Raw genomic sequence first — 21,194 nt, forward strand, 5'->3', positions numbered from 1 at the left:
ATTGCGGGCCGACCACAAAATCGTGGCGAGGGAGCTTGCTCCCGCTGGGGCGCGAAGCGGCCCTAAACAGCGACTCCATTCATCTGACACTCCGAGGTGTTGGTTGGGGGGCTGCTGCGCAGCCCAAGCGGGAGCAAGCTCCCTCGCCACGGGTTTGCGGGGACCTGAGAAGCGGGATGAGTCATTCATTTGTGTCGGAAGGATCATCGGCCCCGAAACGAAACATCCCACAGCTTTTTAGGGTTGTCCCTCGGAAATGCGCTCTCTAACCTTTGAACGTCGCTGCCTAATCAGCGACCGGGTGTGGAAACCTGAACCTTTAGCAGTGGCATGGCTGAACATCGTGTTGCCGACGTCTCGTTTCGTCTGCAAACTGCGTCTTGGCGGCTGTGCGTGGGCAGACTTCGGTCTGGCCGGGTCCTGCTAACCGGTATTTCCACCCCGCGTACCGCTGCCACCTTATTGTCGCGTGGAAACGACACAGGGATGGCTCCAATTTTTAAGCAGGAGCAATGAATATGGATAAGTCAGTCCCCGACCCACCCTTCAACAAAACCAACCCTCTTTCCGGCTTCGATTCCATCGAAGACCTGCTCAAAGACCGCGCCGCCGCCGAGCGCGCCCTCAATCATTACCTCAACCCAAAGCCTTCAGAGCCAAGCACCGATCAGCGCATCGACAGCCTGTTTTCCGTCACCGCCAAAGCCGACGCCGACACGCTGTTGACCAGCACCTCCGAAACCCTGGCTTCGATAAAAGCCATGGCCGAGGACCTGGCCTTTGAAGTGGAGGGTACGCGGCGCAGCGTGGCGCTGGGGATTCATCAGTTAGTGGAGTTGTGCCAGTTGCTGGTGGACAAGGCGTTGGATCAGCTTGAGGCACCGGTCAGCCCGGCAGCGTGATCCCCCGTGGCGAGGGAGCTTGCTCCCGCTGGGGCGCGAAGCGGCCCCAACAGCAGCGACTGCATCCAGCTGATACACCGAGGTGTCAGGGTTGGGGCTGCTGCGCAGCCCAGCGGGGATAAATCCCCTCGCCACAGGGTTTCTCCTCGCAAGTTTGAGAGGTTCGGTCCGTATGGGCGTCCACCTGTCAGCTCTGACAGTAGACGGTCTCGGGGGCGTGGTTAGGATGCTGGATACGGGCGTGCTTTATTCAAAGCAGCGATGCCGTACCGATCTAACTTAACGGATGAGGTTCGATGATGGCCGCTAACGAAATCCGCATATCACTTAAAGATCTTGACCGTGATGAAAACCCTGAGGTTCGGCTCAAGTTCTATCGTGACGAACAGTGTTACCTCGATACCTTTGTGTCGTCCTCTCTGAAGGATGGCCGCTACGACAAGGTGGGGATAAAAACTGATTTAAACGAGGATGGCGCGCGCGACGGGCAAGATATCGAATTGCTCACCAAGCTCGCGCAGGCGGCTGCGCCTTTGCTGAAGTAAAAACATAGCAGACAGTTTGATCGTTCCTACGCTCCGCGTGGGAATGCCTCCACGGACGCTCCGCGTTCGGCTTTGGACGGGACGCAGAGGGTCTCGGGCTGCATTCCCACGCGGAGCGTGGGAATGATCGGCTCAGGCGGGTTACGGCATCAACACCTCAACCACCCCATCCGCCGTCATCGTCACTTGGCTGGTGCCAGGTACGACTTCCGGCGTGACCGACTCAGCATCCATGGACGCCGCTTTCATCATCATTTGCGGGCGCATGTACGGTTGTGGATAACCGTTGGTGTTGAAGTTCAGATTGACGATTTTGTAACCCTTGCCGCCCAGGGCATCGGTGGCCAGTTGGGCGCGGGCCTTGAAGGCGTTGACGGCATCTTTGAGCAGGGCGTCTTCGCTGCTCTGGCGGGTGGCGGTGGCGATGGCGAAGTCCATGCCGCCCATTTTCAGGTCGCCCAGCAGTTCGCCGGTGAGTTTGGACAGGGCGGCGAAGTCGGCGCTTTCCAGGCGCAGTTCGGCGCGTTCGCGCCAGCCGGTGATTTTCTGGCCTTTGTTGTCGTAGATCGGGTAACTGCTACGGCTGCCCTGGCGCAGGGTGATGTCCTTGACTTGTTTGGCCTGGTCGATGGCTTTGTTCAGCGTAGTGCTGACGGTCGCGGCGAGTTTGGCCGGGTCGGTGTTTTGTTCCTCGGTGTAGAGGGTGACGATCATCAGGTCACGCGCCACGTCCTTGTTGACTTCGGCGCGCAGGGAAATCTGGTTGTAGTGAAGCTCGTCGGCGGCCAGGGCCGGCAGGCTGGCGACGGTGCCGAGGCTGAGGGCGAGCAGGGCGGCGGGGCGACTGAACGTGTGCATGAAAGCTCCTTGAGGATGATGCGCAGGGGTAGGTTCCAGGCCTGCGTGAACGATAAGACTCTAGCTTTTATGGGCGGGTTCGCACAGTTACAACTTCTATACAGATCATGCCCGGCGAAAAGCTCTTGTGGCGAGGGAGCTTGCTCCCGCTCGGCTGCGCAGCAGTCGTAGTCTTTTTGGGCCTGCTGCGCAGTCCAGCGGGAGCAAGCTCCCTCGCCACAAGGGGATCTGTGGCATCCAGGGCTGTGGCGCTTTGCCGCATATCTGCCGCGGCAACCCGCGCCTTGGTTATACTCCGTGCGATCCGCCTGGAGCGCTCATCAGGAGAGCTCATGCTCGCCCCTTTGCAAATGACTTCCGCCTCTCGCCAGAACCTCTGGCGTCTGACGTTTATCCGAATTCTGGTCCTGGCCGCCCAGGCCGGGTCCGTGGGGCTCGCCTATTGGTTCGAGCTGCTGCCGCTGCCGTGGCTGCAATTGGCGATCACCCTGGCCTGCTCTTCGATACTGTGCGCGCTGACCGCCATCCGTCTGCGCACCTCGTGGCCGGTGACCGAGCTGGAATACGCCGTGCAACTGGCCTGCGATCTGTTTATCCACAGCGCGCTGCTGTATTTCTCCGGCGGCTCCACCAACCCCTTCGTCTCCTATTACCTGGTGCCGCTGACCATCGCCGCCGTGACCTTGCCCTGGCGGTATTCGCTGATCCTGTCCGGCATCGCCCTGGCGCTGTACACCTTGCTGCTGGCGCGCTTCTACCCACTGGAAACCTTCCCCATCGCTCGGGAAAACCTGCAGATCTACGGCATGTGGCTGAGTTTCGCCCTGGCTGCGGCGGTCATCACGTTTTTTGCCGCGCGCATGGCCGAGGAGCTGCGCCGTCAGGAAGAGTTGCGGGCGATCCGTCGTGAAGAGGGCCTGCGGGATGAGCAATTGCTGGCCGTGGCCACCCAGGCCGCTGGCGCCGCCCATGAGCTGGGCACACCGCTGGCGACCATGAGCGTGCTGCTCAAGGAAATGCGCCAGGATCATCACGACCCTGCGTTGCAGGAAGACCTCAGCGTGCTGCAGGACCAGGTCAAGCTGTGCAAGGAAACCCTGCAATACCTGGTGCGCGCCGCCGAGGCCAATCGCCGGCTGGACATCGACATGCAGGCGGTCACCTTCTGGCTCGACGATGCCCTGAACCGCTGGCACCTGATGCGCCCGGAGGCCAGTTATCGCTTCCAATGCCTGGGCAAGGGGGTGGTGCCGCGCATGGCGCCGCCGCCGGACCTGACCCAGGCGCTGTTGAACCTGCTGAACAATGCCGCCGATGCCTGTCCCGACAACCTGGAGGTGGCGCTGGACTGGAATGCCTATGAGCTGACGATCCGCATTCGCGACCATGGCGCCGGCGTGCCCCTGGCGATTGCCGAGCAGATCGGCAAGCCGTTCTATACCACCAAGGGCAAAGGTTTCGGCCTGGGCCTGTTCTTGAGCAAAGCCAGCGTGACACGCGCCGGCGGCTCGGTGAAACTCTACCCCCATGAGGAAGGCGGCACGCTCACCGAGCTGCGCCTGCCCCATGCCGACCGAGGAGACGAATATGAGTGACGAGATCCAAGTCGACGGCGAAGAACTGCCGCACCTGTTGCTGGTGGATGACGACGCCACCTTCACCCGCGTCATGGCCCGGGCCATGTCCCGTCGCGGTTTTCGTGTGAGTACCGCCGGTTCCGCCGAGGAAGGCCTGACCATCGCCCAGGCCGACCTGCCGGACTATGCCGCCCTGGACCTGAAGATGGACGGCGACTCGGGTCTGGTGCTGCTGCCCAAGTTGCTGGAGCTGGACCCGGAGATGCGCGTGGTGATCCTCACCGGTTATTCGAGCATCGCCACCGCGGTCGAGGCCATCAAGCGCGGTGCGTGCAATTACCTGTGCAAACCGGCGGATGCCGATGATGTCCTGGCAGCGCTGTTGTCCGAGCACGCCGACCTCGACACCCTGGTGCCGGAAAATCCCATGTCGGTGGATCGCCTGCAATGGGAGCACATCCAGCGGGTGCTGACCGAGCACGAAGGCAATATTTCCGCCACCGCCCGTGCCTTGGGCATGCATCGGCGGACTTTGCAGCGCAAATTGCAAAAGCGTCCCGTGCGTCGCTGAACCTGCGCTGAACGAATGCTGTCCACCCTCGCGACACATCGGGCCGTTGTTCTATGATCGGCCCGAGTCTTTTCTTTATTTGAGCCTTAACCATGAATCAGAACGCTGAATATTCCGCGGTCAATGACGCGGTGCGCGGGCAGTTTTTCCGCCGTGTCTGGCAAATGACCACGCCGTACTGGCGCAGTGAGGAGAAGGGCAAGGCCTGGACGTTGTTGATCGCTGTCATCGCGTTGTCGCTGTTCAGTGTGGCAATTTCGGTGTGGATCAACAGTTGGTACAAGGATTTCTACAACGCCCTGCAAGAGAAGGACAGCGCGGCGTTCTGGCAGTTGATCCTGTATTTCTGCGGCATCGCGGCGGTGGCGATCCTCGGCGCCGTCTATCGCTTGTACCTCACGCAGATGCTCACCATTCGTTGGCGGGCCTGGCTCACCGAGCAGCACTTCGCCCGCTGGCTGGGCAACAAGAATTACTACCGGCTGGAGCAGGGCGGCTACACCGATAACCCGGACCAGCGGATTTCCGAAGACCTCAACAGTTTCACCACCAACACCTTGGGCCTGGGGCTGGGATTGCTGCGCACCGTGGTCAGCCTGGTGTCGTTCTCGATCATCTTGTGGGGCGTGTCCGGCAGCATCGAAGTGTTCGGCTACACCATCCCCGGCTACATGTTCTGGTGCGCGCTGGTGTATGCGGCGGTGGGCAGTTGGCTGACGCACCTGATCGGCCGACGCCTGATCGGGCTGAACAACAACCAGCAACGCTTCGAAGCCGACCTGCGTTTCTCCATGGTCCGGGTGCGGGAAAACGCCGAGAGCATTGCGCTGTACAACGGCGAGCCGAACGAGAACCGCCGCCTGAGCGGGCGTTTCGGCCTGGTCTGGCATAACTTCTGGGACATCATGCGGGTGTCCAAACGCCTGACGTTCTTCACTTCCGGCTACGGCCAGATCGCGATCATCTTCCCGTTCATCGTCGCCGCGCCGCGCTACTTCGCCGGCAAGATCCAGCTGGGCGAGCTCATGCAGATCAACTCGGCGTTCGGCAATGTGCAAGAGAACTTCAGCTGGTTCATCAGCGCTTATGCCGACCTCGCCGCGTGGCGCGCCACCTGTGATCGTCTGTTGAGTTTCCGCCAGGCCATGAGCGACAACGAAGACCGCGTGCCGGCCATCGATGTGCAGAACCAGGGCAGCGCGTTGACGGTTCATAACCTGGGGTTGGACCTGGCCGACGGTCGTCATCTGCTCGACAACGCCGACATGAGCGTGGCGCCGGGCGAGCGGGTCATGCTCAGTGGTCGTTCCGGCAGTGGCAAATCCACCCTGTTTCGCGCGATGGGGCATTTGTGGCCAGCGGGGCACGGGACGATCCGGCTTCCGGCGGCGCGTTACCTGTTCCTACCGCAGAAACCCTATCTGCCCATTGGCAGCCTGCGCGAAGTACTGAGTTATCCACAGGCTGGCGACGTCTACCCCAACGAACGTTATGCACAGGTGCTGGAAACCTGCCGCCTGCCGCATCTGGTCTCGCGGCTGGATGAAAGCAACCACTGGCAGCGCATGCTCTCGCCTGGCGAGCAACAACGCCTGGCCTTTGCCCGCGCATTGCTTTATGCACCGCAATGGTTGTACATGGACGAAGCCACGTCGGCGATGGACGAAGAAGACGAGGCGACGCTGTACCAGGCGCTGATCGACCAGTTGCCGGGCCTGAGCATCGTCAGCGTTGGCCACCGAAGCAGTTTGAAACGTTTCCACCCGCGACATGTGCGTATCGAAAATGGCCAACTGGTGGAGCGCACCGTGACCGCCTGACCACCCCAGAACCTGTGGGAGCGAGCTTGCTCGCGATAGCGGTAGGTCAGTTGATATTGCTGTGGCTGACCCGCCGCCATCGCGAGCAAGCTCGCTCCCACACGGGTTTGTGGTGAATCGGATGTTTATGTCTACAACCGATCCAATGTGGGAGCGAGCTTGCTCGCGATGAGGCCGACTCGGTTTCAGTTGCAGACTCGCCACTGCACCCACGGTGATCGTACAACCACGTTGCGCTATGATGTTGTCATTCAGCCGCTTGCCGAGACACGACACAATGGAAAACCCCATCGACGTACCCCGCCTTCCCCGCAAGCGCCGCAGCCTGGCGCAGGAGCTGGTGACGGTGCTGACCGAGCAGATTCGCGATGGCCTGCTCAAGCGTGGCGATAAACTGCCCACCGAGTCGGCGATCATGGAAGCCCATGGCGTCAGCCGCACCGTGGTGCGCGAGGCGATTTCCCGGTTGCAGGCCGCCGGCCAGGTGGAAACCCGCCATGGCATTGGCACCTTCGTGCTGGACACGCCCAGCCCGAGCGGTTTTCGCATCGACCCGGCCACGGTGGTCACCTTGCGGGACGTGCTGGCGATCCTGGAGTTGCGCATCAGCCTGGAAGTGGAATCCGCCGGGCTGGCGGCGCAGCGCCGCAGCGACGAGCAACTGGCGACGATGCGCGCCGCCCTCGATGCCTTGAAGGAAAGCGCCGCCCACGCCAGCGACGCGGTGGCTTCGGACTTCGCCTTCCACCTGGAAATCGCCCTGTCCACCGGCAACCGCTACTTCACCGATATCATGACCCACCTGGGCACCAGCATCATCCCGCGCACCCGGCTGAACTCGGCGCGCCTGGCCCACGACGACCACCAGCACTACATGGATCGCCTGAGCCGCGAGCACGAGGAAATCTACGAAGCCATCGCCCGTCAGGATTCGGATGCGGCCCGCGCGGCCATGCGTTTGCACCTGACCAACAGCCGCGAAAGGCTGCGTCAGGCCCATGAGGAGGCGCAGGCGCAGGGATGAGCATCGTTTTAGATCAGGAGAAGTGTCAGCTTGGGCGACCTATCCATGTTTCCGCTGTCGTATCTGATAAATAAGTAATAAAGTTCGGCTGTAAAAAATTTAATATCTTCCGAGAAAACTTCTTTCGGAATTGAACAGGTCAGTGGAAATGTTGTTTCGGCTGTAATAACAACTTTGTCTACCAATTGGTCTCTGTCATTGATCCTCACGAAAAATTCGACTTCGTCGTGAAGGCTGGCATGTTCGATTTTGGGCACCTCTACCTGTACGGGGTCTGGTAGTGAGGATGTTTGAATCAATAGGTAATTGTGATTGAGCATCGGTGTGCGTAATGTCATGGTAGTTTCATCCTTAAATGAAGGGCACGTTTGTTAGTCGGCATGCGATGAGCGCTATTTGAATTGCGCCGCTTCATTGAAGGGCAAGACGCTACCCGACGCCTACTGTCAAACCTTACAGTCTGGATGAGTGGCACATTTTTTATTACCGCTGTGCAGCGCAGGAATCAGCGCCGCCGCAAAAGACGGCGCAAGCCCCTGAAGAGGCGCAGGGCTGAAAGCGCTCGCTGCTCGGATAACAGGATGCTTTTGTGGCGAGGGAGCTTGCTCCCGCTGGGCTGCGAAGCGGCCCCTCAGCTCTTTCGGTCGAGCGCCGCTCAACAGGTTGGCGACTGCTTCGCAGTCGAACGGGAGCAAGCTCCCTCGCCACAGAGAAATCCCCTTCGCCACAAGAGCAGGGTGCCCGGCTCTGTACTTGTGCACCGGTCTGACAAATCGGAGGCGCACAGTCCTACGCGCTGATCCGCAACATTAGCGGCTCGGATATATCGGGATCCCCGCTCTCGTAGCTAACCTCGTAACGAAGCTCAACCAATTTATCGATGTAATCTGTCAAGTCTTTGCCGACGTAACCTGTCAAGTCGGCATTGGTTAGAGGCATTGTCACATCCTTGAGTGGCGTACTTTCCTCACCCTCGGTCAGAGGTGTAAACACGCCTACCGGAGTTGGACGCGTCGAGCCTTCGCCCAGAGTTAGGCGGGCGTTCGAGTATGGGGCGAAATCTGCATCCGGAATCTCCACTGTTAACGTCTCTGTATTTGACAAACTGATCGCGATTTCCTCAGAGGGTTGAAAACCCTTTAGCGCCGGTTTCGCATACGTCTTCTCCATGATGTCACTCCCTGTGAGACCGCCCTGATCGTCGCGTACGGGCGACTCACTTTTTAAGATTGTGAAAGGGACTACGGCCGTGCCCAGCACGGCCATACGTGGGTTATGCCCCCATGCCGCGACGGTGCCTACTGGTAGAGTTGACAGTGGCGATGAGCGGTCCTAGTGCCCGGTCGGCAAGTTTCATCCGTCCTTCAATCCCGCTCAAAGCCCTGATTTACAAGGCCTCACGCCAAACACCTCAGCCCCGACACCCGACAAAAGACGAAATGCAGTTGACGTTCATATTTTAAGTTGTACGATGACCTACAACTTCTCAGCGAAGCTAACCGTTTCCTACAACACATCATTTGCGTCCAGGGTGTTCGAATAATGAATCCACAAGAACTGAAGTCCATCCTCTCGTCTGGCCTGCTGTCGTTCCCGGTCACCGATTTCACTGCCCAAGGCGATTTCAATCGCGACAGCTACATCAAACGCCTCGAGTGGCTGGCCCCGTATGGCGCCTCTGCATTGTTCGCAGCGGGCGGCACCGGTGAATTCTTCTCCCTGGCCGCCAGCGAGTATTCGCAGGTCATCAAGACCGCCGTCGATACCTGCGCCACCAGCGTGCCAATCCTTGCCGGTGTCGGCGGTGCCACCCGCCAGGCCATCGAGTACGCTCAGGAAGCCGAGCGCCTGGGTGCCAAGGGCCTGTTGTTGCTGCCGCACTACCTGACCGAAGCCAGCCAGGACGGCGTTGCCGCCCACGTGGAAGCCGTGTGCAAATCGGTGAAGATCGGCGTGGTGGTGTACAACCGCAACGTCTGCCGCCTGAACGCCACTCAGCTGGAACAGCTGGCCGAGCGCTGCCCGAACCTGATCGGCTACAAGGATGGCCTGGGCGATATCGAACTGATGGTGTCGATCCGTCGTCGCCTCGGCGATCGTTTCAGCTACCTGGGCGGCCTGCCGACCGCTGAAGTCTACGCCGCGGCCTACAAGGCCCTGGGCGTGCCGGTCTACTCCTCGGCGGTGTTCAACTTCATCCCGAAAACCGCGATGGACTTCTACCACGCCATTGCCCGCGACGATCACGAGACCGTCGGCAAGATCATCGACGACTTCTTCCTGCCTTACCTGGACATCCGTAACCGCAAGGCCGGTTACGCGGTGAGCATCGTCAAGGCCGGCGCGAAGATCGTTGGCTATGACGCGGGCCCTGTGCGCACCCCGCTGACCGACCTGCTGCCAGAAGAATACGAAGCCCTGGCCGCGCTGATCGACAAGCAAGGCAAGCAGTAACAGACCCGATGAGGCCGCTGAGTAATCAGCGGCTTTTTGCGTAAGGTTTGTTCGTTCCCGCGCTCCAGGTGGGAATGCCACCAGGGACGCTTTGCGTCCCTAGACAGCTTTTGTAGAAGGAGTAGCTCCGTGGCAGATTCAAAGCGTTTCGATAACTACATCAACGGTCAGTGGGTGGCCGGTGCCGACTATTGCACCAACATCAACCCGTCTGACTTGTCCGATGTCATCGGTGAATACGCCAAGGCTGACGCAGCGCAAGTCAACGCCGCCATCGAAGCCGCCCGCGCCGCCTTCCCGGCCTGGTCGACCTCGGGCATCCAGGCCCGTCACGATGCGCTGGACAAAGTCGGCAGCGAGATCCTCGCCCGCCGTGAAGAACTTGGCCAACTGCTGGCCCGGGAAGAGGGCAAGACCCTGCCCGAAGCCATCGGCGAAGTGACTCGCGCCGGCAACATCTTCAAGTTCTTCGCCGGTGAATGCCTGCGCCTGTCGGGCGATTACGTGCCGTCGGTGCGCCCAGGCGTCAACGTCGAAGTGACCCGTGAAGCCCTCGGTGTGGTCGGCCTGATCACCCCGTGGAACTTCCCGATCGCCATTCCCGCGTGGAAGATCGCTCCGGCCCTGGCCTACGGCAACTGCGTGGTGATCAAGCCCGCCGAGCTGGTGCCGGGCTGCGCCTGGGCCCTGGCCGAGATCATTTCCCGCGCCGGTTTCCCGGCCGGTGCGTTCAACCTGGTGATGGGCAGCGGCCGCGTGGTCGGCGAAGTGTTGGTCAACAGCCCGAAAGTCGACGGCATCAGCTTCACCGGTTCCGTGGGCGTGGGCCGGCAGATCGCGGTCAACTGCGTGTCGCGCCAGGCCAAGGTGCAGTTGGAGATGGGCGGCAAGAACCCGCAGATCATCCTCGACGACGCCGACCTCAAGCAAGCCGTCGAACTGGCGGTGCAGAGCGCGTTCTACTCCACCGGTCAACGCTGCACGGCCTCGAGCCGCCTGATCGTCACCGCCGGCATCCACGACCAATTCGTTGCGGCCATGGCCGAGCGCATGCAGTCGATCAAGGTCGGTCATGCGTTGAAGGCGGGCACCGACATCGGCCCGGTGGTTTCCGAAGCCCAGCTCAGCCAGGACTTGAAGTACATCGACATCGGCCAGAGCGAAGGCGCGCGGCTGGTCAGCGGTGGCGGTCTGGTGACGTGCGACACCGAAGGTTACTTCCTGGCGCCGACCCTGTTCGCCGACAGCGAAGCGTCGATGCGCATCAGCCGCGAAGAGATCTTCGGCCCGGTGGCCAACGTCGTGCGCGTGGCCGACTACGAGGCGGCGCTGGCGATGGCCAACGACACCGAGTTCGGCCTGTCGGCCGGTATCGCCACCACCTCGCTGAAGTACGCCAACCACTTCAAGCGCCATTCCCAGGCGGGCATGGTGATGGTCAACCTGCCGACCGCCGGCGTGGATTACCACGTGCCGTTCGGCGGGCGCAAAGGTTCGTCCTATGGTTCGCGTGAGCAAGGTCGCTACGCGCAAGAGTTCTACACCGTGGTGAAGACCTCCTACATCGGTTCGTAATACGCAACACCGGTCGGCGCCGAGTCCCGGCGCCGACCGCACAAATTGATTTCCCGTATAAAAATAAATAGTGGAAGTAGATTACATGCAAGAGACCAAGCCGACACACGTCCGCTATTTGATCCTGCTCATGCTGTTTCTGGTGACAACGATCAACTATGCCGACCGCGCCACTATCGCCATCGCAGGCTCCAGCCTGCAAAAAGACCTCGGCATCGATGCCGTCACCCTCGGTTATATCTTCTCCGCTTTCGGCTGGGCCTACGTGGCCGGGCAGATTCCTGGCGGCTGGCTGCTCGACCGTTTCGGCTCGAAAAAAATCTATGCCTTGAGCATTTTCACCTGGTCGCTGTTCACCGTGCTGCAAGGCTATGTGGGTGAATTCGGCATGTCCACGGCCGTGGTTGCGCTGTTCATGCTGCGCTTTCTGGTGGGATTGGCCGAAGCGCCGTCCTTCCCGGGCAACGCACGGATCGTCGCCGCCTGGTTCCCCACCGCAGAACGCGGCACTGCCTCGGCGATCTTCAACTCGGCGCAGTATTTCGCCACCGTGTTGTTCGCACCGCTGATGGGCTGGATCGTCTACCGCTTCGGCTGGCAGCACGTGTTCATCGTGATGGGCGTGATCGGCATCGTGTTCTCGCTGATCTGGCTGAAAGTGATCTACAGCCCGCGTCAGCACCCGATGATCAACGAAGCCGAGTTCAATCACATCGCCGCCAACGGTGCGATGGTCGACATGGACCAGGACAAGGGCAAGGAAAAGAAAGCCGACGGTCCGAAGTGGGATTACATCCGCCAACTGCTGACCAACCGCATGATGCTGGGCGTGTACCTGGGCCAGTACTGCATCAACGGCATCACGTACTTCTTCCTGACCTGGTTTCCGGTGTATCTGGTGCAGGAACGCGGCATGACCATCCTCAAGGCCGGTTTCATCGCGTCCTTGCCGGCGATCTGCGGCTTCATCGGCGGCGTGCTGGGCGGGGTGATTTCCGATTATCTGCTGCGCAAGGGCCACTCGCTGACCTTCGCCCGCAAGACGCCGATCATCGCCGGCCTGCTGGTCTCCAGCAGCATCGTGGCGTGCAATTACGTCGACATCGAATGGATGGTGGTGGGCTTCATGGCCCTGGCCTTCTTCGGCAAAGGCGTCGGCGCACTGGGCTGGGCCGTGGTGTCCGACACGTCGCCAAAACAGATCGCCGGCTTGAGCGGTGGCCTGTTCAACACCTTCGGCAACCTGGCATCGATCACTACGCCAATCGTCATCGGCTACATCATCAGCGCCACCGGTTCGTTCAAGTGGGCACTGGTGTTCGTCGGTTGCAATGCGCTGGTGGCGGTGTTCAGCTACCTGGTCATCGTCGGGCCGATCAAGCGTGTCGTGCTCAAGGAACCCACGGCCCAGGATGCCGACCTCGCCAGCCTGTCTGAAGCTAAATCCTGAAGGAGCGGCATCGATGCAACTGATTGAACATGCCGATTCGCCCCGTTACATCCGCCTGCATGAGCGGGACAACGTGGTGATCGTCGTCAATGACCAGGGCGTACCGGCCGGGACCGCGTTCCCGGACGGGCTGGTCACCGTCGACTTCGTGCCGCAGAGTCACAAGGTCACCCTGGTGGACATTCCCGAGGGGGGCGAGGTGATTCGCTACGGCCAGGTCATCGGCTATGCGCTGCAACCGATTCCCCGTGGCAGCTGGGTCAAGGAAGACCAGCTGCGCATGCCTACCGCGCCGCCGCTGGACAGCTTGCCGCTGTCCACCGACGTGCCGGTGGCCGATGCGCCGCTGGAGGGCTACACCTTCGAGGGTTATCGCAACGCCGACGGTACCGTCGGCACGCGCAACATCCTGGGCATCACCACCACGGTGCAGTGCGTGACCGGCGTGTTGGACCACGCGGTCAAGCGCATCAAGGACGAGCTGCTGCCCAAGTACCCGAACGTCGATGACGTGGTGGCGCTGACCCACAGCTACGGCTGTGGCGTGGCGATCACCGCCACCGATGCCTACATCCCGATCCGCACCGTGCGCAACCTGGCGCGCAACCCGAACCTGGGGGGCGAGGCATTGGTGATCAGCCTGGGCTGCGAGAAATTGCAGGCCGGGCAGGTGATGCATGAGAACGACAGCTCGGTGGACCTCAGCGAGCCGTGGTTGTATCGCTTGCAGGATTCCAGTCACGGTTTCACCGAAATGATCGAGCAGATCATGGAGCTGGCCGAGACCCGCCTGAAGAAACTCGACCAGCGTCGTCGCGAAACCGTGCCCGCCTCGGAGTTGATCCTGGGCATGCAGTGCGGCGGCAGCGATGCGTTTTCCGGCATCACCGCCAACCCGGCCCTGGGCTATGCCTCGGACCTGTTGCTGCGGGCGGGGGCGACGGTGATGTTCTCTGAAGTCACCGAAGTGCGCGATGCGATCTACCTGCTGACCTCCCGGGCGCAAACCCAGGAAGTCGCCCAGGAACTGGTGCGGGAAATGGACTGGTACGACCGCTACCTGGCCAAGGGTGAAGCCGATCGCAGTGCCAACACCACGCCGGGGAACAAGAAGGGCGGGCTGTCGAACATCGTCGAAAAATCCCTGGGCTCGATCGTCAAGTCCGGCAGCAGCGCGATCAACGGCGTGCTCGGCCCGGGCGAGCGGTTCAAGCAAAAGGGCCTGATTTTCTGTGCCACACCGGCCAGTGATTTTGTCTGCGGCACGCTGCAACTGGCGGCGGGGATGAACCTGCACGTGTTCACCACCGGCCGGGGCACGCCGTACGGCTTGGCCATGGCCCCAGTGGTGAAGGTCTCGACCCGCACCGAGCTGGCCCAGCGCTGGCCGGACCTGATCGACATCGACGCCGGCCGGATCGCCACCGGACGGGCGACCATCGAAGAGTTGGGCTGGGAGCTGTTCCACTACTACCTGGACGTGGCCAGCGGCAAGAAACAGACCTGGGCTGAACAGCACAAGCTGTACAACGACATCACCTTGTTCAACCCGGCGCCGATTACCTGATCCGCTGCCCACTGAAGAACCAATGTGGGAGCGGGCTTGCTCGCGAAAGCGATGGATCAGTTGCATGGATGTTGGATGTGCCGCCGTCTTCGCGAGCAAGCCCGCTCCCACAGGGATGTAGGGGGAATGTGGGTTTTGTGTTCGGCACAGAACAAATGTGGGAGCGAGCTTGCTCGCGATAGCGGTGGTTCAGCTTGGATTGATGTTGCATGTGCCGCCGCCATCGCGAGCAAGCCCGCTCCCACAGGGAATGGAGTGAATTCAGTCTCTGTGAGCGCCCCAAAAAATGTGGGAGCGAGCCTGCTCGCGATAACGCTCTACCAGACGCCAGTGCCGTGAGTGGCTTATCATTAGCCACCTAACGACACCCTTCTGAAGGTCCCCGGCATGCTGGCAATTTTCCTCGAAACCCTGAACGTCACCGCGCCGGTGTTCGCCATGCTGTTTCTAGGGGCGTTGCTCAAGCGCGTCGGCTGGATCAACGACAACTTCATCCATATCGCCTCGTCCCTGGTGTTCAACGTCACCATGCCGGCGCTGTTGTTCCTCGGCATCCTCCATGCCGACCTGCACGCGGCGTTGCAGCCAGACCTGCTGATCTATTTCTCCATCGCCACCCTGGCGAGTTTCGCCATGGCCTGGGGCTGGGCGATCTGGCGTTGCCCGCGGGAAGATCGCGGCATTTACACCCAAGGTGCGTTTCGCGGCAACAACGGGGTCATCGGCCTGGCGCTGGCGGCGAGCATGTATGGCGACTACGGGATTTCCCTGGGGGCGATTCTCGCGGCGCTGGTGATCCTGTTCTACAACACCTTGTCGACCATCGTGCTGGCGGTCTACAGCCCGGTGATCAAGTCCGATCCCTGGAACATCTGCAAAAGCGTGGTCAGCAACCCGTTGATCATCAGTGTGGTGCTGGCCGCGCCGTTCGCCTATTGGCAGATCGGCCTGCCGAACTGGTTCGAGACCTCGGCCAAGTACCTGTCGCAAATGACCTTGCCCCTGGCGCTGATCTGCATCGGTGGCACGCTGTCGCTGGCGGCCCTGCGCAAGAGCGGCAAGATGGCCCTGAGTTCGAGCCTGGTGAAAATGGTCGGCCTGCCGCTGGTGGCCACCCTCGGCGCATGGCTCTGGGGCTTTCGCGGGGCGGAACTGGGGATCCTGTTCCTGTACTTCGGCAGCCCCACCGCCGCCGCCAGCTACGTCATGGCCCGGGCGGCCGATGGCAATCATGAACTGGCAGCGGCGATCATCGTCATCACCACCTTGATGGCGGCGATTACCACCAACCTGGGGATCTTTGTGTTGCAGTGGGGTGGGTGGATCTAGCCTTGGGCTTGCGGTGTTCTTGAGGGCCAATCGCGAGCAAGCTCGCTCCCACAGTGGATATGCGGTGTATACAAGTTTCCGGTACACCTGCGATCACCTGTGGGAGCGAGCTTGCTCGCGATAGCGATCTAATGGTCACTCAGATTTCTGGTAGCTATCGATCACTTCCTGCGCCGCCCGAAACGCATCGATCGCCGCCGGCACGCCCGCGTACACCGCGCAATGCAGCAACGCCTCGCGAATCTCCTCCACCGTGCAACCATTGTTCAGCGCACCGCGCACATGGCCCTTGAGCTCCTGCGGGCACTTGAGGGCGGTGAGGGCAGCGAGGGTGATCAGGCTGCGGGTCTTCAGCGGCAGGCCTTCGCGGCTCCAGACGCTGCCCCAGGCATGTTCGTTGACGAAGTCCTGCAACGGCTGGGTGAAGTCGGTGGCGTTGCCCAGGGCGCGGTCGACGAACGCGTCGCCCATGACCTGGCGACGCATGTCCAGGCCGGTTTTTTGAGTGTCGGTCATGGCAAATCCCTCTTGTGGTGTTGGCGGCGCCAGGCGCGCAGGGAGGTGAACAGCAAAAACGCGAGCAGGGCCGGCAGCACATAGAACAGCATCAGCCGTTCCAGTTGGCCGGCCAGGGGCATGCCGGTGGTGAACGACACCACGTGCAGCCCGTAGGCCAGGTACAAGCCCAGGAACAGCAGGCCTTCGGCGCGGGTGACGCGATAGCCGGAATAGAACACCGGCAGGCACAGCACCGCCACGCCGAGCATCACCGGCAGGTCGAAATCCAGGGCGTTCGGCGAGACCGACAGTGGCGTGGGCGCGGCGAGGGCGGTGACCCCCAGCACGCCCAGCAGGTTGAACAGGTTGCTGCCGATCACGTTGCCCACGGCAATGTCCCGCTGGCCCCGCAAGGCGGCGATCAGCGAAGTGGCGAGTTCAGGCAGCGAGGTGCTGACGGCGACGATGGTCAGGCCGATGATGCGTTCCGAGAGCCCGAGGTCCGTCGCCACTTCCACTGCCGCACCCAGCAACAGGTGCCCGGCGAAAACCAGCATCCCCAGGCCCGACGCAATCATCAACACACTCTTGAACCAGGACATGTGGGCGACTTCGCCCCCCACCGGGTGCGGTCGCGCCGAATGCCGCGACTGGCGCAGCAACAACCCGAGGTACACCGCCAAGGCCAGCAGCAGCCAGACGCCGTCCAACCGGGTCAGTTCTTCATTCCAGGCCAGTACGAACACCAGCAGGCTGGCGCCGATCATCAACGGTATGTCCAGGCGCACCAGTTGGCGCGAGACGCGCAACGGAATGATCAGCGCCGACAGCCCGAGGGTGACGAGGATGTTGAAGATACTGCTGCCGATCACGCTGCCCACGGCGATGTCGGCGTTCTGCGCCAGGGTCGCCTGCAGGCTGACGGCCATTTGCGGCGCGCTGCTGCCGAAGGCGACGACGGTCAGGCCGATGATCAGCGGCCGTACCTGCAAGCGTGCCGCCAGGCCTACGGCGGCGCGCACCAGCAGTTCGGCGCCACCGATCAGCAGCAGCAGGGCGCCGAACAATTCGATCAGGCTGAGCAGCGGTAGGGCGGTGAGTAGGGAAATGGCCGGGCTCCGTCTATCAATCGTCGAGGGCTTGCACGCGTACCCGTGCAGTGCCGCTGCGCAACATGCCCAGTTGCTCGGCGGCTTCGCGGGACACGTCGATCAAACGGCCTCGGGAGTATGGGCCACGGTCGTTGATGCGCACCACCACGCTGTTATTGTTGCCCAGGTTGGTGATTTTCACCCGTGTACCGAACGGCAACTGGCGATGGGCGGCAGTCAGGCCGTGCTGGTTGAAGCGCTCGCCGCTGGCAGTGCGCTTGCCATGGTGCCTGGCACCGTAATAAGAGGCGACGCCGGTCTGGTCGTAGCCGTGTGGATCGACCGTCCCGCTCTGGCTGGCGCAACCGGCCAGCAAGGACAGCAGGGCGCAGGCGCCGAGGAGACGCTTCATGGTGGGTTTTCCAAATCCAAATGTGGGAGCGAGCTTGCTCGCGATGACGACGTCACATTCAGCATCAATGCAAGCTGAACCACCGCTATCGCGAGCAAGCTCGCTCCCACAGGGAATTGAGCCAGACAGCAAGACTGGCTCCATGGCAATCAGCCCTCGAGCTTGCTTTTGAGCAGTTCGTTGACCTGTTGCGGGTTGGCCTTGCCCTTGGAGGCTTTCATGGCCTGGCCGACGAAGAAACCGAACATCTTGCCGCGCTTGGCTTCATCTGCCGCACGGTATTGTTCGACCTGCTCGGCGTTGGCCGCGAGCATTTCATCGAGCACGGCGGAAATGGCGCCGGTGTCGGTGACCTGCTTCAAGCCGCGCTTCTCGATGATCTCGTCGGCGCTGCCTTCACCATTGGCCATGGCTTCGAACACCATTTTGGCGATCTTGCCGGAAATGGTGTTGTCCTTGATCCGCACCAGCATGCCGCCCAGTTGCTCGGCCGAGACCGGCGACTCATCGATTTCCAGACCCTGCTTGTTCAACAGGCTGCCCAACTCGACCATCACCCAGTTGGCCGCCAGCTTGGCGTCGCCGCCGATGCTCACGACTTTTTCGAAGTAATCGGCCTGTTCGCGGCTGGTGGCCAGGACGTTGGCGTCATAGCTCGACAGTCCGAATTGTGCCTGGAAGCGCTCGCGTTTCTGTGGCGGCAGTTCGGGCAGGGTGGCGCGCACGTCATTGAGGAACGAGTCCTCGATGACCACCGGCAGCAGGTCCGGGTCGGGGAAGTAGCGGTAGTCGTTGGCTTCTTCCTTGCTGCGCATCGGACGGGTCTCGTCCTTGTTCGGGTCATACAGGCGTGTTTGCTGGATGACCTTGCCGCCGTCCTCGATCAGTTCGATCTGGCGCTGGATCTCACTGTTGATCGCCTTCTCGATGAAACGGAACGAGTTGACGTTCTTGATCTCGCAGCGGGTGCCGAACTCGACCTGGCCCTTGGGCCGGATCGACACGTTGCAGTCGCAGCGCAGCGAGCCTTCGGCCATGTTGCCGTCGCAGATGCCCAGGTAGCGCACCAGCGCGTGGATCGCCTTGACGTAGGCCACGGCTTCCTTGGCGCTGCGCATGTCAGGTTCGGAGACGATCTCCAGAAGCGGCGTGCCGGCACGGTTCAGGTCGATGCCCGTGGCGCCGTTGAATTCTTCGTGCAGGCTCTTGCCGGCGTCTTCTTCCAGGTGTGCGCGGGTGATGCCGACACGCTTGACCGTGCCGTCTTCGAGGGCGATGTCCAGGTGGCCCTTGCCGACGATCGGCAGTTCCATCTGGCTGATCTGGTAGCCCTTGGGCAGGTCCGGGTAGAAGTAGTTCTTGCGGGCGAACACGTTGTGCTGGCCGATCTCGGCGTCAATCGCCAGGCCGAACATCACCGCCATGCGTACTGCTTCGGCGTTGAGCACGGGCAGCACGCCGGGCATGCCCAGGTCCACCAGGCTGGCCTGGGTGTTGGGCTCGGAACCGAATGTGGTGGAGCTACCGGAAAAGATTTTCGACCGGGTGGTGAGCTGGGTATGAATCTCCAGCCCGATCACGACTTCCCATTGCATGTGTTTCTCCTCAGAAGCCGGTTGGGGTGCGGGTGTGCCAGTCAGTGTTCAACTGATACTGGTGAGCAACGTTCAACAGGCGGCCTTCCTGGAAATACGGCGCGAGCAGTTGCACGCCCACCGGCAGGCCATCGACGAAACCGGCCGGCATGGACAGGCCCGGCAAGCCGGCGAGGTTGGCGGTGATGGTGTAGACGTCTTCCAGGTATTCGGCGACCGGGTCGCTGTTCTTGGCGCCGAGTTTCCAGGCCGGGTTCGGCGTGGTCGGGCCGAGGATGATGTCGACCTCGTTGAAGGCGGCCATGAAGTCGTTTTTCACCAGGCGACGGATTTTCTGCGCCTTGAGGTAGTAGGCATCGTAGTAGCCGGCGGACAACGCGTAGGCGCCAACCATGATCCGACGCTGCACTTCGGCGCCGAAGCCTTCGCCACGGGAGCGCTTGTACAGGTCGACCAGGTTTTCCGGGTTCTCGCAGCGATAGCCGAAGCGCACGCCGTCGAAGCGCGACAGGTTCGAGGACGCTTCCGCCGGGGCGATCACGTAGTACGCAGGGATCGCGTGCTGCATGTTCGGCAGGCTGATTTCCTTGATGACCGCGCCGAGCTTCTCCAGCTCCTTGACGCTGTTGTGGACCAGCTCGGCGATGCGTGGGTCGAGACCGGCGCTGAAGTATTCCTTCGGCACGCCGATGCGCAGGCCTTGCAGCGAACCGTTGAGGCTGGCGCTGTAGTCCGGCACGGGCTCATCGATGCTGGTGGAGTCGTTCGGGTCGAAGCCGGCCATGCCTTGCAGCAGGATCGCGCAGTCTTCGGCGGTGCGGGCCAGCGGGCCACCCTGGTCGAGGCTGGAGGCGTAGGCGATCATGCCCCAGCGCGAGACGCGACCATAGGTCGGTTTCAGGCCCGTGAGGTTGGTGAACGCCGCCGGCTGGCGAATCGAGCCGCCGGTGTCGGTGGCGGTGGCGGCCGGCAACAGGCGCGCGGCCACGGCGGCGGCGGAACCGCCGGACGAGCCGCCCGGTACGTGTTCCAGGTTCCACGGGTTCTTCACCGCGCCGTAGTAGCTCGACTCGTTGGCCGAGCCCATGGCGAATTCGTCCATGTTGGTCTTGCCCAGGGTCACGGTGCCGGCGGCGGCCAGCTTGGCGACCACGGTGGCATCGTACGGGGCCTTGAAGTTGTCGAGCATCTTCGAACCGCAGCTGGTGCGGATGCCCTGGGTGCAGAACAAGTCCTTGTGGGCAATCGGCGCACCGAGCAGGGCGCCGGTCTCACCGTTGGCGCGACGGGCGTCGGCGGCCTTGGCCTGGCTCAGGGCCAGCTCCTGGGTGAGGCTGATGAAGCTGTTGAGTTGCGGGTCGAGCTGGGCGATGCGCGCCAGCAGGACCTGGGTCAGCTCTTCGGAGGAAAACTTTTTATCGGCGAGTCCGCGGGCGATCTCGGCCAGGGTCATGTGATGCATGAGAGGCTCTTTCCCTTTAGTCGATGACTTTCGGAACCAGATACAGGCCGTTTTCGACCGCTGGTGCGATGGACTGATAGGCCTCGCGGTGATTGGACTCGGTCACGACGTCGGCGCGCAGGCGCTGGCTGGCTTCCAGTGGGTGGGCCAGTGGTTCGATACCGTCGGTGTCGACCGCCTGCATCTCGTCGACCAGCCCCAGAATGCTGTTCAGGGCAGAAGTAATGTGTGGAAGATCGGCTTCATTGAGGCCCAGGCAGGCCAGATGAGCGATTTTTTCCACGTCGGAGCGTTCAAGCGCCATGGGTTTCTCCAGTGGAAAACAAAACGGACGCAGTCTGTCCGTGTGTTAGATTGTCGGAACACTACCGCATTTCTACGGCCCTAGTGCCCTGTGTCACAAGTGCTGTTCCTTTTTGACGGCGTCTATTGCCGTCATGCTGCGTTGCCGCTTCTCGCCATAG

At 61.6% G+C, this 21,194-nt stretch carries 20 protein-coding genes; 11 read left to right on the forward strand and 9 right to left on the reverse strand.

Annotation, left to right across the window (positions count from 1 at the left end; all coding sequences use genetic code 11):
• Positions 1-518 precede the first annotated feature (518 nt).
• On the forward strand, positions 519-902 hold the full coding sequence (locus AC515T_RS04300) for a DUF6124 family protein (protein WP_496531563.1): 384 nt from the start codon (positions 519-521) through the stop codon (positions 900-902).
• Positions 903-1,198: 296 nt separating this feature from the next.
• Positions 1,199-1,447 carry a hypothetical protein gene (locus AC515T_RS04305; protein ID WP_496531564.1) on the forward strand — a complete coding sequence of 83 codons (249 nt, stop codon included), beginning with the start codon at positions 1,199-1,201 and terminating at the stop codon, positions 1,445-1,447.
• A 141-nt stretch (positions 1,448-1,588) separates the two neighbouring features.
• Here the strand turns inward: AC515T_RS04305 and AC515T_RS04310 are convergent, their stop codons facing one another.
• Positions 1,589-2,305 carry an SIMPL domain-containing protein gene (locus AC515T_RS04310; protein ID WP_496531565.1) on the reverse strand — a complete coding sequence of 239 codons (717 nt, stop codon included), beginning with the start codon at positions 2,303-2,305 and terminating at the stop codon, positions 1,589-1,591.
• A 332-nt stretch (positions 2,306-2,637) separates the two neighbouring features.
• Here AC515T_RS04310 and AC515T_RS04315 point away from each other — a divergent pair, with 332 nt between their 5' ends.
• The 4 genes from AC515T_RS04315 to AC515T_RS04330 all read left to right on the forward strand — a co-directional run bounded on the left by AC515T_RS04315 (position 2,638) and on the right by AC515T_RS04330 (position 7,297).
• Complete coding sequence (locus AC515T_RS04315; RefSeq protein ID WP_496531566.1) at positions 2,638-3,900, forward strand: ATP-binding protein; 1,263 nt, start codon at positions 2,638-2,640, stop codon at positions 3,898-3,900.
• On the forward strand, positions 3,893-4,453 hold the full coding sequence (locus AC515T_RS04320; RefSeq protein ID WP_003177957.1) for a response regulator transcription factor: 561 nt from the start codon (positions 3,893-3,895) through the stop codon (positions 4,451-4,453). Before AC515T_RS04315 ends, AC515T_RS04320 begins: the two co-directional genes overlap by 8 nt.
• Positions 4,454-4,545: 92 nt before the next feature.
• On the forward strand, positions 4,546-6,273 hold the full coding sequence (locus AC515T_RS04325; protein ID WP_496531567.1) for an ABC transporter ATP-binding protein/permease: 1,728 nt from the start codon (positions 4,546-4,548) through the stop codon (positions 6,271-6,273).
• 277 nt (positions 6,274-6,550) lie between these two features.
• Complete coding sequence (locus tag AC515T_RS04330; protein ID WP_072410832.1) at positions 6,551-7,297, forward strand: FadR/GntR family transcriptional regulator; 747 nt, start codon at positions 6,551-6,553, stop codon at positions 7,295-7,297.
• Between the two features lie 8 nt (positions 7,298-7,305).
• On the opposite strand, the gene AC515T_RS04335 is transcribed toward AC515T_RS04330, so the two are convergent.
• Together AC515T_RS04335 and AC515T_RS04340 are read right to left on the reverse strand one after the other, a co-directional pair.
• The gene (locus tag AC515T_RS04335) at positions 7,306-7,635 is read right to left on the reverse strand and encodes a hypothetical protein (RefSeq protein WP_496531568.1); all 330 of its coding nucleotides are present in this window, start codon (positions 7,633-7,635) and stop codon (positions 7,306-7,308) included.
• 451 nt (positions 7,636-8,086) lie between these two features.
• The gene (locus AC515T_RS04340; protein WP_496531569.1) at positions 8,087-8,467 is read right to left on the reverse strand and encodes a hypothetical protein; all 381 of its coding nucleotides are present in this window, start codon (positions 8,465-8,467) and stop codon (positions 8,087-8,089) included.
• A gap of 372 nt (positions 8,468-8,839) precedes the next feature.
• Here AC515T_RS04340 and kdgD point away from each other — a divergent pair, with 372 nt between their 5' ends.
• The 5 genes from kdgD (at position 8,840) to AC515T_RS04365 (ending at position 15,672) form a co-directional block, all read left to right on the forward strand.
• Positions 8,840-9,751 (forward strand): 5-dehydro-4-deoxyglucarate dehydratase, encoded by a 912-nt coding sequence (gene kdgD, locus AC515T_RS04345; RefSeq protein ID WP_014336610.1) that lies wholly within the window; start codon positions 8,840-8,842, stop codon positions 9,749-9,751.
• Between the two features lie 129 nt (positions 9,752-9,880).
• Positions 9,881-11,326, forward strand: a complete 1,446-nt coding sequence (locus AC515T_RS04350; RefSeq protein WP_496531570.1) for an aldehyde dehydrogenase family protein — start codon at positions 9,881-9,883, stop codon at positions 11,324-11,326.
• 85 nt (positions 11,327-11,411) lie between these two features.
• Positions 11,412-12,776: an MFS transporter gene (locus AC515T_RS04355; RefSeq protein WP_496531571.1), complete on the forward strand. Its 1,365-nt coding sequence runs from the start codon at positions 11,412-11,414 to the stop codon at positions 12,774-12,776.
• Between the two features lie 13 nt (positions 12,777-12,789).
• On the forward strand, positions 12,790-14,343 hold the full coding sequence (gene garD / locus AC515T_RS04360; RefSeq protein WP_496531572.1) for a galactarate dehydratase: 1,554 nt from the start codon (positions 12,790-12,792) through the stop codon (positions 14,341-14,343).
• A 387-nt stretch (positions 14,344-14,730) separates the two neighbouring features.
• Positions 14,731-15,672 (forward strand): AEC family transporter, encoded by a 942-nt coding sequence (locus AC515T_RS04365; RefSeq protein WP_496531573.1) that lies wholly within the window; start codon positions 14,731-14,733, stop codon positions 15,670-15,672.
• A 135-nt stretch (positions 15,673-15,807) separates the two neighbouring features.
• On the opposite strand, the gene AC515T_RS04370 is transcribed toward AC515T_RS04365, so the two are convergent.
• From AC515T_RS04370 to gatC, 6 genes are all read right to left on the reverse strand, one after another.
• The gene (locus tag AC515T_RS04370; protein WP_496531574.1) at positions 15,808-16,188 is read right to left on the reverse strand and encodes a carboxymuconolactone decarboxylase family protein; all 381 of its coding nucleotides are present in this window, start codon (positions 16,186-16,188) and stop codon (positions 15,808-15,810) included.
• Complete coding sequence (locus AC515T_RS04375) at positions 16,185-17,246, reverse strand: calcium/sodium antiporter (RefSeq protein ID WP_496533072.1); 1,062 nt, start codon at positions 17,244-17,246, stop codon at positions 16,185-16,187. The genes AC515T_RS04370 and AC515T_RS04375 overlap by 4 nt, the downstream gene beginning before the upstream one ends.
• A gap of 49 nt (positions 17,247-17,295) precedes the next feature.
• Complete coding sequence (locus tag AC515T_RS04380) at positions 17,296-17,673, reverse strand: septal ring lytic transglycosylase RlpA family protein (RefSeq protein ID WP_265033724.1); 378 nt, start codon at positions 17,671-17,673, stop codon at positions 17,296-17,298.
• 149 nt (positions 17,674-17,822) lie between these two features.
• Complete coding sequence (gene gatB / locus AC515T_RS04385) at positions 17,823-19,268, reverse strand: Asp-tRNA(Asn)/Glu-tRNA(Gln) amidotransferase subunit GatB (RefSeq protein WP_092204993.1); 1,446 nt, start codon at positions 19,266-19,268, stop codon at positions 17,823-17,825.
• Positions 19,269-19,278: 10 nt separating this feature from the next.
• Complete coding sequence (gene gatA, locus AC515T_RS04390) at positions 19,279-20,730, reverse strand: Asp-tRNA(Asn)/Glu-tRNA(Gln) amidotransferase subunit GatA (protein WP_496531575.1); 1,452 nt, start codon at positions 20,728-20,730, stop codon at positions 19,279-19,281.
• A gap of 16 nt (positions 20,731-20,746) precedes the next feature.
• Positions 20,747-21,034, reverse strand: a complete 288-nt coding sequence (gene gatC, locus AC515T_RS04395; RefSeq protein WP_020297123.1) for an Asp-tRNA(Asn)/Glu-tRNA(Gln) amidotransferase subunit GatC — start codon at positions 21,032-21,034, stop codon at positions 20,747-20,749.
• Positions 21,035-21,194: the final 160 nt, after the last annotated feature.

This window comes from Pseudomonas sp. FSO-7, from assembly GCF_059579345.1.